Origin of the sequence: Kibdelosporangium banguiense (assembly GCF_017876405.1) — a bacterium.
Classification (GTDB): domain Bacteria; phylum Actinomycetota; class Actinomycetes; order Mycobacteriales; family Pseudonocardiaceae; genus Kibdelosporangium; species Kibdelosporangium banguiense.
The window spans coordinates 11529929-11543146 of the sequence record NZ_JAGINW010000001.1 but is presented as its reverse complement, the minus strand read 5'-3'; the positions used below and the strand labels follow the sequence as shown (position 1 = coordinate 11543146).

The following is a 13218-nucleotide window of genomic DNA, read 5'->3' as shown; positions in this document are numbered from 1 at the left end:
CACGCCTCCCCGAAGGCTGGTACGCCAAGTGCATCACCGTAGTGGGCGTGCCCACTCCGAGTAGCATTGCCTGGCCGCCATACCCGAACGGAGCAGCGAACGAGGATTCCCGCGCCGCTCAGGTGAAGTCGTCGGGTCGTAGGACCACAGTGGTGACCTGCCCGGACCGATCGAGCTCGGCGATCACGGTGACCGCACGCTGACCCTCGCCCGGTTGGGTGTCCGGAAAGATCACTCGCCGCCCACCGGCCGGCTGGCGCGGCACGTCACGCCCTGGACCGAACCCGGCGGCCAGATCGTCCACTGTGATCGGCGAATCCAGCGGTACACGCACGTGGTCGATCGCGCCCTCCCGGCGGATCACCTCGGTACCGGCCGGCACCGGCCCGCCCGCGTGCACGAGCGAACGCAACATGATCAGCTCATCGACCGTGATCATGGCCCAGTCCCTCCCGTCGCTGCCGGAACCGGACGGCCGGCGCGGCGCAGTAGTTCACACGGATCCTCGTCGGGGGTGGGGATCGGGTTGGGCGTGCCGCCGGTGACGCCGGATTCGGCCATCGGCCCGGTGGCCCAGGCGTCATTCTCCTCCGGCAGTTCGCGGTACGCGTCGTGGGCGACGTCGAACTCGGCTCTGGCCTGCTCCAGCAACAGATCGTTGGCCGGGGACGGCGACCTGCGGCACCGGCACTCCGCCGTGGTGACCGCCCAGCCGGCGTTCTCCACCCGGGTCAGCACGGCCTCCCGGTGCGCGGCGCCCGAGCCGTAAACGCTTTCGTACCAGCCGGACGCCACGACTGCTTCGGTTGTGCCACGCCGGATCGGCGGGGCGTTCTTGGCGTCCCGGGCGACCCGCGCCGGGATGTCGAGGTTGCTTGCGATCCCAGCGGCGCTGTAGCCCTGCCCGGCGAGGTACCGCGCCATCGTGAACCACTGCTCGGTGTGCCGGGCCTCGTGGTAGACGGTATTGGCCAAGTCGGTCGCCGCTTCCTGGGTGAGCCCGCTTTGGTTGAGCAGCAACCGGTTGAGCCGCATCGTCCACGTCGGGAAGTCGAACGATCCCTGCTCGCTGGGTGAATCACCGTCGTAGAGCTGCACGGTCACAGTGGTCACACCGGCGTCGGCGAGCCGCCGGTTGACCGCTGCGACCAAGGCATCGGCCCGCGCCTGGGCTGTGCCCAATGTGTCCCATTGGTCGAACGCCTCGGTCTGAGCCTCGCCGCCGAACGTCGCGCCTTCACCCGCTCGGGCGAGTCCGGTTGGGAACAGTCGCGGTGTGGACCGTGGCCCGGCCTTGCCGTCGATCACCAGACTCGGGTCGTTGCTGCCTTCGTCCCGCTGGAACCGTGCGACCGCTTGCGCGAGGTCCGCATCGATTCCTGCTGCCGGGTCGAGCCCTAATCGCGTGCGCAGATCGGTGATGACGGCGGGCGTGTAGAGCCAGGGCTGGCGCCGGTAGAAGGCGAGCGCGTCGGCGACCTGAGTTTCGTCCAGCGGATCGCTGGACGGGGGAGTACCGCCGGTCGCCTGCCGCTGCACATAACGGTGCACAGCCAGGTTGCCCGCGTACGCCTGCAGGACCTGGAGCGGATGCTGATCGGCTACATGCTGTACGGGAGCCGCTGCGGCCGGTGCGGCGGCGGTAGTGTTCTCAAGTGGTGGCCGCTCGTGCGCCATTCGCGGATCCTAACAGCGCGAACGCGGCCGGAATCTGCCCGGAAAGGCGGCTGATCCGGCAATATTCCCCGGTAGTTCGCCGGTAGACGGTGGTCACTCGTCGGAGTGTCGGTGGTAACGCCTAGGCTTGTCAGGTGGCCGACGTGTCGACCTTCCGCGGTGAAAGCGACCGCCATAGTTACCGCCCTGCGCCCGGAACGATCCCGGACGCCCCTGGCGTGTACAAATTTCGCGACTCCGGCGGTCGCGTGATCTATGTCGGCAAGGCCAAGAGTCTGCGCAGCCGGCTCAATTCGTACTTCGCGGACGTCTCCGGCCTGCACCCGCGTACCGCCCAGATGGTCACCACGGCGGCGTCGGTCGAGTGGACGGTGGTCGCCACCGAGGTCGAGGCCCTCCAGCTCGAGTACAACTGGATCAAGGAGTTCGACCCGCGGTTCAACGTCCGTTACCGCGACGACAAGTCCTACCCTGTGCTCGCGGTCACCCTCAACGAGGAGTTCCCGCGGCTGCACGTCTACCGCGGTGCCCGCCGTAAGGGTGTGCGGTACTTCGGTCCGTACGCGCATGCGTGGGCGTTGCGCGAGACGCTGGATCTTCTGCTGCGGGTGTTCCCCGCGCGTACCTGTAAGCCCGATGTGTTCCGTAGGCAGGCGCGCATCGGCCGTCCATGCCTGCTGGGTGACATCGGAAAGTGCTCGGCGCCGTGTGTGGGGCGGGTGAACGCCGAAGAGCACCGGCAGATCGTGGACGACTTCTGCGAGTTCTTCGCCGGCCGGACCGACGGGATGATGCGCCGGCTCGAGAAGCAGATGCACGGGGCCGCTGCCGAGCTGGAGTTCGAGCGGGCCGCACGGCTGCGTGACGACCTCGACGCGCTGAAGCGGGCGATGGAGAAGCAGGCCGTCGTGTTCGGCGACGGCACGGACGCGGACGTGGTCGCGTTCGCACAGGACGATCTCGAAGCTGCGGTCCAGGTCTTCCACGTGCGTGGCGGCCGGGTGCGCGGCCAGCGTGGCTGGGTCATCGAAAAGGTCGAGGAGACCGGGACCGCGGGCCTGGTCGACCAGTTCCTCAGCCAGTTCTACGGCGACCAGGCGGAGACCGACGAGCCTGCCAATGGCAGCGCGGTGCCGAGAGAGGTGCTCGTACCCGAGCTGCCCGACGACGCCGAAGCGATCGCGGAGTGGCTCAGCAGCATGCGCGGTTCCCGTGTGCAGCTGCGTGTTCCGCAGCGCGGTGACAAGCGTGCGCTGATGGAAACCGTGGAGCGCAACGCGAAGGAAGCGTTCGTCCAGCACAAGCTCAAGCGCGCCGGTGATCTGACCGCGCGGTCGGCGGCGTTGCAGGAGCTGCAGAACCAGCTCGGCCTGGACACCGCGCCGCTGCGCATCGAGTGCGTGGACATCAGCCATATCCAGGGCAGTGATGTCGTCGCCTCGCTGGTGGTCTTCGAGGACGGACTGGCCCGCAAGTCCGAGTACCGCAGGTTCGCCATCCGGGAGGCGGCCACCGAGGGCGACGTGGCCTCGATCGCGGAGGTCGTCCGGCGCCGCTTCTCCCGGATGGTCAACGACCCTGTGCCAGATACGTCCACACCGGGGATTAATCCGGAGACGGGCAAGCCGAGGAAGTTCGCCTACCCGCCGAACCTGCTCGTGGTCGACGGCGCGGGGCCGCAGGCCAACGCCGCCGCGGATGTCCTGGCCGAGCTGGGCGTCTCCGACGTCGCGGTGATCGGCCTGGCCAAACGACTCGAGGAGGTCTGGTTACCGGCCGACAGCGAACCGCTGATCCTGCCGCGTACGAGTGAGGGCCTGTATCTGTTGCAACGGGTGCGCGACGAGGCGCACCGCTTCGCCATCACGTACCACCGGCAGAAGCGGGCGAAGCGGATGACCACTTCCGCGCTCGACGAGGTGCCGGGTCTCGGCGAGGCCAGGAAAGCCGCCTTGATCAAGCATTTCGGCTCGCTGAAACGCCTGCGTGCGGCGAGTATCGACGAGATCAGCGGCGTGCCGGGCGTGGGCCGGCGCACCGCGGAGTCCGTCGCCGCGGCACTCGCCGGGGACAACGCGCTGGAAAAAGAGGGGAACGATGTCTGAGTCCGGTATCGAAGTTGCGGTGGTGACCGGCCTGTCCGGGGCCGGCCGCAGCACCGCGGCCAAGTGTCTGGAGGACCTTGGCTGGTTCGTGGTGGACAACCTGCCACCCGAACTGATCTCGACCATGGTGGAGCTGGGCGTGCAGGCGCGCGGCGCGATCACCAAGGTCGCGGTCGTGATGGACGTGCGCAGCCGCGCGTTCACCGAGGACCTGTCGGCGGTGATCAAGGATCTGGACAACCGCGGCTACAAGCCCCGCGTGCTGTTCCTCGAGGCCACCGACGAGCTGCTGATCCGCCGGTTCGAGCACGTCCGGCGTGGTCACCCCATGCAGGGTGACGGCCGGTTGATCGACGGCATCAAGGCCGAACGGCACCTGCTGACGCCGTTGCGCGAGGAAGCCGACCTGATTCTCGATACGACGTCGTTGTCCGTGCACCAGTTGCGCGCCAAAATAGAGGACGCGTTCGGAGGCGGCGCGGAGACCCAGACCCGGGTCACCGTGTTGTCGTTCGGCTACAAGTACGGCCTGCCAATGGATTCCGATCTGGTGATGGACGTGCGGTTTCTGCCCAACCCGTTCTGGATCCCGGAGCTTCGCGAGCAGACCGGCCTGGATGCCGAGGTCCGCAACTATGTGCTCTCCCAGGAGGGTGCCGAGGATTTCCTCGAGCGTTACCACGAGCTGCTGCGGCTGATCGGGGCCGGCTACCGGCGCGAGGGCAAGCGGTATCTGACCCTGGCCATCGGCTGCACCGGCGGTAAACACCGGAGCGTGGCGATGTCCGAGGAGCTGGCGACTAGATTGTCCAAAGAGGATGGTATGGCCGTGAAGGTCGTACACCGGGATTTGGGGCGTGAGTGAGCGATAGGTCCATGGAGCCGGCGCTGGACAGTCCGCGGGTGGTCGCACTCGGCGGTGGTCACGGGCTGCACGCCACACTGGGTGCGCTGCGTGAGATCACCACCGAGGTGACAGCCGTGGTCACAGTCGCGGACGACGGCGGCTCCTCGGGCCGGTTGCGCCGGGAACTGGGCATGCTTCCGCCCGGCGACCTGCGCAAGGCGTTGCTCGCCCTGGCCGGCACCACCGACGAGGCGAAACTCTGGAACTCGGTGTTCCGTCACCGCTTCGGCGGCACGGGCGCGCTGGCCGGGCACGCGATCGGCAACCTCGTGCTGTCCGGCCTGTTCGAGGTGCTCGGCGATCCGGTCACGGCCCTCGACGAGGCCGCGCGGATGCTCGGCATCACCGGCCGGGTGCTGCCGATGTCCTGCGAACCGCTGGACATCGAGGCGGATGTGGAAGGCCTGGACGAGGATCCGGATGCGGTACGACGGATCCGGGGCCAGGTCGCGGTCGCGACCACACCGGGCCGGGTGCGCCGGATCGGGCTGCAGACCAGTGCCGGAGATGTGCCCACTGCATGTCCGGAGGCACTGGCGGCGGTCCGTGCGGCGGACATGGTCGTGCTCGGTCCGGGATCGTGGTTCACCAGTGTCCTGCCGCACCTGCTGGTACCAGAGCTGCACCGGGCGCTTGTCGAGACCGAAGCGGCACGTGTGGTGGTACTCAATCTTGTACCGCAGCCGGGCGAGACAGCTGGATTCTCGCCCGAACAGCATCTGGACGTACTCTGCGAACACGCTCCTGAGCTCCGCGTCGACGCGGTCATCGCCGACGTCAACTCGGTGCCGACGCCGGACCGGTTGCGGCGCGCCGCGGCCGCGCTCGGTGCGAGGGCGCACCTTGCCCCGGTGGCCACACCGGGGGCGACGGACCGCCACGACCCAGGTGCGCTGGCGCGGAGCCTGCGGCACGCGTTAGCCGGAACGGTGAGCGAGCGCGGCCAGGAGATGGTGGGATACGCAGGGCGTGAGCCCCGCGGGGGAGAGGAGGACACGTGGCGATGACCGCGGCAGTCAAGGACGAGCTGAGCAGACTGGCTGTGTCCAAGACATGCTGCCGCCGTGCGGAAGTCTCCTCCCTGCTGAGGTTCGCAGGTGGGTTGCACATCGTCGGCGGCCGAGTGGTGGTGGAGGCCGAGCTCGACACAGGCTCGGCTGCGCGGCGGCTGCGCAAGGAGATCCACGAGCTGTACGGGCACCACGCGGACGTGCACGTAATCACCTCAGGTGGTCTGCGTAAGGGCACGCGTTACGTGGTGCGCGTGGTCAAGGACGGTGACGGCCTCGCCCGCCAGACCGGCCTGCTCGACCCACGCGGCCGCCCAGTCCGCGGCCTGCCCGCAGCGGTCGTATCCGGTGGCGTGTGCGACGCGGAAGCAGCCTGGCGCGGTGCATTCCTGGCGCACGGTTCCCTCACCGAACCCGGCCGTTCCTCCGCGCTCGAGGTGACATGCCCAGGCCCCGAGGCAGCCCTGGCCTTGGTAGGCGCGGCCCGTCGACTCGGCATCCAGGCGAAGTCCCGCGAAGTCCGCGGCGCGGACCGGGTCGTCATCCGTGACGGCGACGCAATCGGCGCCCTGCTGACCCGACTGGGCGCCCATTCCTCGGTACTGGCCTGGGAAGAACGCCGGATGCGCCGCGAGGTCCGGGCCACAGCCAACCGCCTGGCCAACTTCGACGACGCCAACCTCCGCCGCTCCGCCCGCGCCGCCGTCGCCGCCGCCGCCCGCGTCCAACGCGCCATGGAGATCCTCGGCCCCGAAGCCCCCGAACACCTGACCGCCGCAGGCAAACTCCGCCTCGCCAACAGGCAGGCCTCCCTCGAGGAACTAGGCCAGCTCGCCGAACCCCCCATGACCAAGGACGCAGTAGCCGGCCGAATCCGTCGCCTGCTCGCAATGGCCGACAAACGCGCCAAAGACCTGGGCCTCCCCTCCACCGAATCAGCCGTCACAGCCGAAATGCTGGAGGAAGAGGTCTGAGGCCGTAGGCCGATAATTGCCGGATGGGATCCGACGGCGGCACGCTCAGACCGCGGCCGTTGCCGCGTCCCGAGTTGCCGCCGGGGCCGCTCCGGGATCTCAAAGACGCGGTTTACGAGCTGTATCTGGCCGCTTCCCCGCTGTCGCTGGACGTCATCCACGCCCGGATTCACGCCTTGGCGGACGCCAGTGACGTCAGGCCTGAGGCCGACCCGACGTCGACACCGAAACGGGACGTGATCAGGGACGTGATCAGCGGTGGCACCCTGCCGCCGAACGTCCGCCACGTGGTGGCCGTCGTGGCCGCGCTGTTGCATCACGAAGCCGGACCGGCGGTGGTGCAGGGACACCCTGAAATCGAGCGGGTTCGCAAGCTCTGGCGGCACGCGGCTGCACAGCGCCCGCTGGGCAGGTTGATCAGCGAGGTCTCCCCGGGCGATCTGGAAGTCCATGTGGCCGGTCTCGGTCAGGGGCACGACACATTGCCTGAGTTGCCGCCCTACGTCGTCCGCCCGCATGACCGGCTTGTCAGGCACGCCGTCGAGCAGGCCATGGCCGGCAGGTCGGCGATCGCCATCCTGGTCAGCGACTCGACGTCCGGCAAAACCCGGGCGTGCTACGAAGCGCTGCACTGGACGCCGGACTCCCGGACGAAGAGCCTGGCCGGGAGCGGCTGGCACGTGTGGCCTGCGATCAGTCCGGCAGATGTCCAAGCGGTCATTCGCGACCTGCCACATGTCGGCCCCCGGACTGTGGTGTGGCTCAACGAGATCCAGCGTTATCTGCACGAGCCGGAGTCACAACTGGCAAGGCAGGTCGCGGACGGTTTGCGTGAGCTGCTGGCGGCGCGTGCCCGTGGGCCCGTGCTTGTGCTCGGCACCTTATGGCCGGATCTCTGGTCCCAGTTGACTCGGCGCCCGCAATCGCGCGAGGAGGACACCTTCGCGTCGATTCGTCTGCTGCTGGACGGCCGCTGCATCCCGCTGCCTGACACGTTCACCGATGAGGAACGTGAGGCAGCGCGCAACACCGGCGATCCCAGACTGATCGAGGCTGCCGATCGCGCCGAGGACGGCGCGGTGACCCAGTACCTGGCCGGAGTTCCCGACCTGCTTCAGCGCTATGAGCTTGCCAGGCCGGCTGTCAAGGCTGTCATCCACGCTGCCATGGACGCCCGGCGACTCGGCCACAGCGAGTGGTTGACCGCCTCGCTGCTGCGGGACATCGCCTTGTCCTATCTCGACAGACGCGAACTACGCAAAGTGGAACGCACGCCGGATTGGTTCGCTGAAGCCATTTCCGAACTCACGCGGCTGGGCGACGCCGACACGAGTGTTCTCACGGCGGACGCACGGTCCCGATACCGGCTGGAGGGCTATCTCGATCAGCACGGCGGACGTAACCGGATGTCGGTCGTTCCGTCGGAGGGTTTCTGGGACGGCTGCATCGAACACTGTGATCAGCCGGACGACCTGGCCAGTCTTGCCAAGAGCGCGCAGTGGCGGCACAGGCTCAAGATCGCGGCCGCGCTCTACTCGAAGGCAAGCCGCGTCGGCCATCCCTACGCGCCGGTGATGCTGGCGGAGATGCGGTCGGAATCCGGCCACAGCGTCGTCGACGAAAAGCTCTATCGCGACGCTGCGGACGCCGGCCACCCCTATGCGTTGCTGTTCCTTGCTGAAATGAAAGAACGAGCGGGCGACCACGACGGTGCCGAACGGATCGCCCTGAACGCGGCACGCAACGGCAGGCCTGCGGCCTTGGCTCGCCTCGTGGAGTTGCGGGAGCGGGCCGGTGACCGTGAAGACGCCGAGCGCCTGGCACATGAAGCCGCCGACGCCCGCCAGCCCACCCTGCTGGGAAACTTGGTGATGATGCGCGAGCGCGCCGGTGACCATGAGGACGCCGAACGTCTGGCGCAGCAAAGTCTGCGCAGCGGGCCGCCCACCGCGTTGACCAATCTGGCCCGGATGCGGGAACGTGCGGGCGACCGGCAGGCTGCGGAACGCCTTGCCGGGCAGGCCGCGCGTGCTGGGCACCCAGACGCGCTCGCAATGCTGGCTGAGATGCGGGCGGAGGCCGGTGACCGACAGGATGCGCAACGCCTGACGGAGTCGGCCGCACGGGCCGGGCATCCGGACACCCTCGCGACGCTGGGGATGATGCGTGAGCAGGCGGGTGACGATCAAGGTGCTGAAGAGCTGTACCGCAAGGCGATCGAGGCCGGGCATCTCGACGCCTTCACGAACCTGGCGATCATCCGCGAGCGCAGTGGCGATCGGCAGGCCGCGGAAGACCTGGCCCTGCGGGCAGCTCAGGCTGGGCATCCGGACACCCTCGCCAGGCTGGGGATGATGCGTGAGCAGGCGGGTGACGATCAAGGTGCCGAGGAGCTCTACCGCAAGGCGATCAACGCCGGACACCTCGACGCCCTCAACAATCTCGCCATCATCCGTGAACGCGCGGGTGACCGGGAGGACGCGGAACGGCTCGCGCAGCAGAGCCTCCGCAACGGATCACCGACCGCGCTGGCCCGCCTGGCCAGAACACGGGAACGTGCAGGCGACCACAGGGGCGCCGAACGCCTGGCGGAACAGGCCGCGCAAGCTGGACACCCCGACACTCTCGCGACGCTGGCGATGATGCGGGAGCAAACCGGCGACCACGCGTCAGGTTGGTGCCGGATCACATTGTGAAAGAACCACTCGGACGCGATCAGCGCCAATGTGCCACCGGACGTGGCGAGCGCTGCTCTCGCTGGTTTCGCATCGAGGATGCGGAAGGCATGGATCAGTGCACTTGTCATGCCGTGCTCGTCCATGTGGACATCTCCCGCGTGCAACACCACCCTGAGCCTGATTCCGGCTTCTGGCGAGCGGGTCGCGTTGTAGTCACGCAGTCCCGCCAGGAGAACGTTCGGCCATTGGTCAGCCAGCCGGCTCTTGGGGAACTCAGGCGGTACCAGAACCATCACGCCGTCCCCACGGTCCTCCACGTGGCAGTGCTTCAAAGGGATGCCGGACTCGTCGAACGCCTTTTCCAGGATGCGGTAAAGCCCCTCGCGTACGGCAATCTGGTGGAGCTGCGTTCGTGCCGGGTCGATGAAAGTCGCGACGTCGACGACCACGATGGTGCGGTGCTCAGTCGTCAACGATCTCACCATCCCGCACGCGAATATGACCCGGTCAGCCTACTCCGGTCGGCACTCGTCGCTCTGGTGAACCGGCTGGCGGGCACTCGTCGGAACTCGGCCCCCACCTGGTGCCACGTCCAGACGATGGTCATCGACCTGACCCGCTCCGAACCAGGGAGATGGCCTCGATGTCCGCCTCTCGCGCCCGGCCCGCCGCAGTAGTCACAACCGCCGCATCGATCACCATCGCCAGCGTGGCGCACCCACTACTGGGCTATGTCCTGGCCGCCGTCGTGCTCTGCCTTGTCGTGACTGCTGCGGTCGTCATTGTGCCGGCGGCCTGGTCGCGTAAGAAATACCGGCGTGATGCCGCGCTCGCCGTCTTGGACCGTTTGCTCGGCTGTGTCCGGTTCCGAGTTGCGGGAAGTTGCCTGGGCGCGGAGGTTGACCTGGAGCGCGCTCCAGCCGATAGCGTCGCCCGGGAAACAGAGAGAGGCGATTCATCGTGCGACTTGGCGTCCATATCACGAAGTTCGACGAGCCGGCCGGCGAGATAGGGGCCGAGCTGGCTGCTGCCGCGGTGGCTGCGGAGGCGGCCGGGGTCGGTTGGATCTCGGTGATGGACCATTTCTTCCAGATGGAGCGCAACGGCGGTGCGGAAGCGGGCATGCTGGAGGCGTACTCCGCGCTGAGCTTCCTTGCCGCGCACACGTCGACTGCGCGGCTGGGTGCCCTGGTGACCGGCGTGACCTATCGGCATCCTGGTCTGTTGGCGAAGATCGCGACGACGCTTGATGTGTTGTCGGGTGGGCGGGCGATCCTTGGGCTTGGCGCCGCGTGGTACGACCGGGAGCACCATGGTCTTGGTGTTCCCTATCCGGCGACGGCTGAACGGTTCGAGCGTCTTGAGGAGACGCTGCAGATCTGCCTGCAGATGTGGGACCCGGACAACAACGGCCCGTACGAGGGCATGCACTACCAGTTGGCCGAGACTCTGTGTGTGCCGCCGCCGGTGAGTTCGCCCCGGCCGGAGATCATGATCGGTGGGGGCGGCGAGCGGAAGACGCTGCGTCTGGTGGCGCAGTACGGCGACGCCTGCAACCTGTTCGCGGCTCTCGGGCCTGAGGAGATCGGCCGCAAACTCGACATCCTGCGCCGGCATTGCGAAGACGTTGGCCGTGACTACAACGAGATCCACAAGACTGTCACCGGTCAGGGCACCGCCTTGAGCGACGCGGGACTCGACGCGTTCACCGAGGACATGGCCACCTACGCGAAGCTCGGCATCGACACCGTGACTCTGGTGCCGCCCGTAGGCCGTGCCTCCCAATGGATCGAGCAGCACGCCGGCTCAGCCGTCACCCGGCTCGCCGAACTGTCCTGAGAGGACTGATGAGGTCACCCCGTCCTGCTGCGCAGCGCGCGTAGCAGGTGCTCGGCGAGATCGTCGAGGTAGCCCGGATCGATGGCGACGTGGCGGACGCCCAGTCGCCAGTAGACCGGCGCGGCGATCAGGTCGAGCGCGAGCTCGATGTTCACCTCGCCGGACAGTTCGCCCCGATCGATCGCGCGCTGCAGGGTGGCCGCGCCGAACGCTCGCCTGGGGCGGCCGATGGTGGTCTCGATCGCGTTGGCCAGCGCCGGATTCCGGACTGCCTCGGCGGTCAGGTCGGGCAGGATCGTCGCGATCCTCGGGTGGGTCAGCCACTCGTGGATCGCTCGCAGGTTCGCCTGTCCCATCGGGGTCGCCGATCCTGCGCCTGTCGTCGAGCCTTTCCTGCGACAGGCAAGGAGTTCCGGGGTTCGGCGAGTGGTGCTGCTGAGCTCGTCGGCGGTCGCTGAGGGCTCAGGTTTGGGCGCTCTGCACGGGTTGGTGCGTACGATCATGCCGGAGTGGACGGTGCTGCGGCCATCCTGGTTCATGCAGAACTTCGTTGGTGAACATGTTGTCGCTGAAGGAATCCGCGCCAACGGTGAAATAGTCACCGCGACAGGGTCGGGGCGAGTGGCCTTTATCGACGCCACCGACATAGCCGCCGTCGCTACCCAGGCCTTGCTGGATTCCGTGCCACACAACACAGAGCATGTCCTGACTGGACCCGAGGCGCTCAGCTACTCCGATGCCGCGGCCATCATCAGCGAGGTTACCGGTCAGCCGGTGCGCCAATCCTGTCAGCGCAGCGGAATTCGCCACCCGGCTTGTCCACGCCGGTGTGCCCGCGCCGTTCGCCGAAATCCTTGCCAGCCTTGACGATGGCATCCGGCAAGGCGGCGAGGATCGGGTCACCAGCGCGGTTCCCGACATCACCGGACGGTCGGCTCGCTCGTTCCGCGACTTCATCGCCGGTTCTCATGCGGTGGAAAACCGATAGGGGAGGCAGAGCGCACGCGCTACCCTGCCCCGCATGGAATGGGTACGGATTGCGGTTTACCGGAACGTCAAGGGAGCGCCCCGGCCGATGGCGGCAGTCCGGGCCTGACTGGCGGAACGCGGCATCGACTGGATGCCGATCAGGGGTGAGGAAATCCGGATCGACCTGATGTGCGGTCCCGATGGTTGCTGGGTGGGCATCAGTCTGAGCGCGGATGCCTTGTGGCGGTTGGGTTTGCATCCGGCGCAGCCCACGTCCAAGATCGTCGGGCCGTCACCGCCCGCGTGGTGGCGCTTCGCGGCCGACTGGAATGCGTAAAGGTGGGGCATACCTGGTTACTCTGGTGGTCGCGGGCGCGCAGGACTGCCTGACGGGCGTCCGGCCTGTCAAGGCGTTGGCGAAGCTGTTCGCGAACTGCGAGCTCGTGATGATCGAGCAGTGCGGGTCACTACCCGTGGATCGAGCGGCCCGCCGAGTTCCGGCGGGCCGTCGATTCCTTCCTACGCGGTCACGATCGAGTCGCCGCTGATCTTCACCGGGATCGGGGTCAGGCCTGAGGTGGCCGGGCCCTTCTTCATAGCGCCGGTCTTCGCGTCGAAGACGCTGCCGTGGCCTGGGCACGTGATTGTGCCGCCTTCGGGCTTGGCCACTGTCACGCCTGCGTGGGGGCAGACCGGGTCGAGGCCTTTGACCTCGTTCTCCGAGGGCCGTACGAGCAGGACCTTGCCTGACGGGCCCGTGACGATCGCGCCGCTGCCGACGGGGACATCGGCGAGTTTGGCCAGCGCGGTGCCGCTGGAGCCGCCGCCTGCCGGGGTGTTGCCGGCGGAACCCGCTGGTGGGCTGCCTGCGGCGGGTGTCCCAGACGAGCAGGCGGCGAGCGAAACCGGTGCGACCAGACCGGCTAGCAGGCCGCACACAACTGTGCGGCGTGTTGGATCTGGCAAGACGATGCCTCCTGCGGTGGGGGTTGGCAACTGTTCGTTGGAGTGTGAGTGGATGTGTGCGTTGGTGAGTTGTGGTGGTGTGGCGTGTCGCCG

12 protein-coding genes are annotated in these 13218 nt (G+C 67.8%); 8 read left to right on the top strand and 4 right to left on the bottom strand.

Annotated features, from left to right (window positions below; translation table 11 throughout):
• Positions 1–118: 118 nt before the first annotated feature.
• Together JOF56_RS51600 and JOF56_RS51595 are read right to left on the bottom strand one after the other, a co-directional pair.
• The gene (locus tag JOF56_RS51600) at positions 119–439 is read right to left on the bottom strand and encodes a hypothetical protein (protein WP_209646762.1); all 321 of its coding nucleotides are present in this window, start codon (positions 437–439) and stop codon (positions 119–121) included.
• Positions 436–1677, bottom strand: a complete 1242-nt coding sequence (locus JOF56_RS51595) for a hypothetical protein (protein WP_209646761.1) — start codon at positions 1675–1677, stop codon at positions 436–438. The genes JOF56_RS51600 and JOF56_RS51595 overlap by 4 nt, the downstream gene beginning before the upstream one ends.
• Positions 1678–1811: 134 nt before the next feature.
• Between JOF56_RS51595 and uvrC the strand changes: the two genes are divergently transcribed.
• From uvrC to JOF56_RS51565, 6 genes are all read left to right on the top strand, one after another.
• Positions 1812–3782 (top strand): excinuclease ABC subunit UvrC, encoded by a 1971-nt coding sequence (gene uvrC, locus JOF56_RS51590; protein ID WP_307855659.1) that lies wholly within the window; start codon positions 1812–1814, stop codon positions 3780–3782.
• Positions 3775–4647: an RNase adapter RapZ gene (gene rapZ, locus JOF56_RS51585; protein ID WP_209646760.1), complete on the top strand. Its 873-nt coding sequence runs from the start codon at positions 3775–3777 to the stop codon at positions 4645–4647. Before uvrC ends, rapZ begins: the two co-directional genes overlap by 8 nt.
• An 11-nt stretch (positions 4648–4658) precedes the next feature.
• Positions 4659–5696 carry a gluconeogenesis factor YvcK family protein gene (locus JOF56_RS51580; protein WP_209648995.1) on the top strand — a complete coding sequence of 346 codons (1038 nt, stop codon included), beginning with the start codon at positions 4659–4661 and terminating at the stop codon, positions 5694–5696.
• Positions 5687–6673, top strand: a complete 987-nt coding sequence (gene whiA, locus JOF56_RS51575) for a DNA-binding protein WhiA (protein WP_209646759.1) — start codon at positions 5687–5689, stop codon at positions 6671–6673. Before JOF56_RS51580 ends, whiA begins: the two co-directional genes overlap by 10 nt.
• Before the next feature lie 23 nt (positions 6674–6696).
• Positions 6697–9369 (top strand): tetratricopeptide repeat protein, encoded by a 2673-nt coding sequence (locus tag JOF56_RS51570; RefSeq protein ID WP_209646758.1) that lies wholly within the window; start codon positions 6697–6699, stop codon positions 9367–9369.
• A 942-nt stretch (positions 9370–10311) separates the two neighbouring features.
• Positions 10312–11190, top strand: coding sequence for an LLM class F420-dependent oxidoreductase (locus JOF56_RS51565; protein WP_209646757.1), 879 nt, complete (start codon positions 10312–10314; stop codon positions 11188–11190).
• A 14-nt stretch (positions 11191–11204) separates the two neighbouring features.
• On the opposite strand, the gene JOF56_RS59225 is transcribed toward JOF56_RS51565, so the two are convergent.
• Positions 11205–11546 carry a TetR-like C-terminal domain-containing protein gene (locus JOF56_RS59225; RefSeq protein ID WP_245378768.1) on the bottom strand — a complete coding sequence of 114 codons (342 nt, stop codon included), beginning with the start codon at positions 11544–11546 and terminating at the stop codon, positions 11205–11207.
• A 380-nt stretch (positions 11547–11926) separates the two neighbouring features.
• On the opposite strand from JOF56_RS59225, the gene JOF56_RS59215 reads away from it, so the two are divergent.
• Both JOF56_RS59215 and JOF56_RS51555 read left to right on the top strand, forming a co-directional pair.
• A complete protein-coding gene (locus JOF56_RS59215) occupies positions 11927–12178 on the top strand; it encodes a hypothetical protein (RefSeq protein WP_245381312.1) in 252 nt (83 codons plus the stop codon).
• A 132-nt stretch (positions 12179–12310) separates the two neighbouring features.
• Positions 12311–12496, top strand: a complete 186-nt coding sequence (locus JOF56_RS51555) for a hypothetical protein (RefSeq protein ID WP_209646756.1) — start codon at positions 12311–12313, stop codon at positions 12494–12496.
• Positions 12497–12678: 182 nt separating this feature from the next.
• Here the strand turns inward: JOF56_RS51555 and JOF56_RS51550 are convergent, their stop codons facing one another.
• Positions 12679–13125: a Rieske (2Fe-2S) protein gene (locus JOF56_RS51550; RefSeq protein WP_245378767.1), complete on the bottom strand. Its 447-nt coding sequence runs from the start codon at positions 13123–13125 to the stop codon at positions 12679–12681.
• Positions 13126–13218: the final 93 nt, after the last annotated feature.

Excerpts from the sequence above, each read along its gene's own strand:
- JOF56_RS59225 (WP_245378768.1), bottom strand. The coding sequence starts at position 11,546 with ATGGGACAGGCGAACCTGCGAGCGATCCACGAGTGGCTGACCCACCCG.
- JOF56_RS51600 (WP_209646762.1), bottom strand. The coding sequence starts at position 439 with ATGATCACGGTCGATGAGCTGATCATGTTGCGTTCGCTCGTGCACGCG.
- JOF56_RS59215 (WP_245381312.1), top strand. The coding sequence starts at position 11,927 with ATGCCGCGGCCATCATCAGCGAGGTTACCGGTCAGCCGGTGCGCCAAT.
- rapZ (WP_209646760.1), top strand. The coding sequence starts at position 3,775 with ATGTCTGAGTCCGGTATCGAAGTTGCGGTGGTGACCGGCCTGTCCGGG.
- JOF56_RS51570 (WP_209646758.1), top strand. The coding sequence starts at position 6,697 with ATGGGATCCGACGGCGGCACGCTCAGACCGCGGCCGTTGCCGCGTCCC.
- JOF56_RS51595 (WP_209646761.1), bottom strand. The coding sequence starts at position 1,677 with ATGGCGCACGAGCGGCCACCACTTGAGAACACTACCGCCGCCGCACCG.
- JOF56_RS51555 (WP_209646756.1), top strand. The coding sequence starts at position 12,311 with ATGCCGATCAGGGGTGAGGAAATCCGGATCGACCTGATGTGCGGTCCC.
- JOF56_RS51580 (WP_209648995.1), top strand. The coding sequence starts at position 4,659 with ATGGAGCCGGCGCTGGACAGTCCGCGGGTGGTCGCACTCGGCGGTGGT.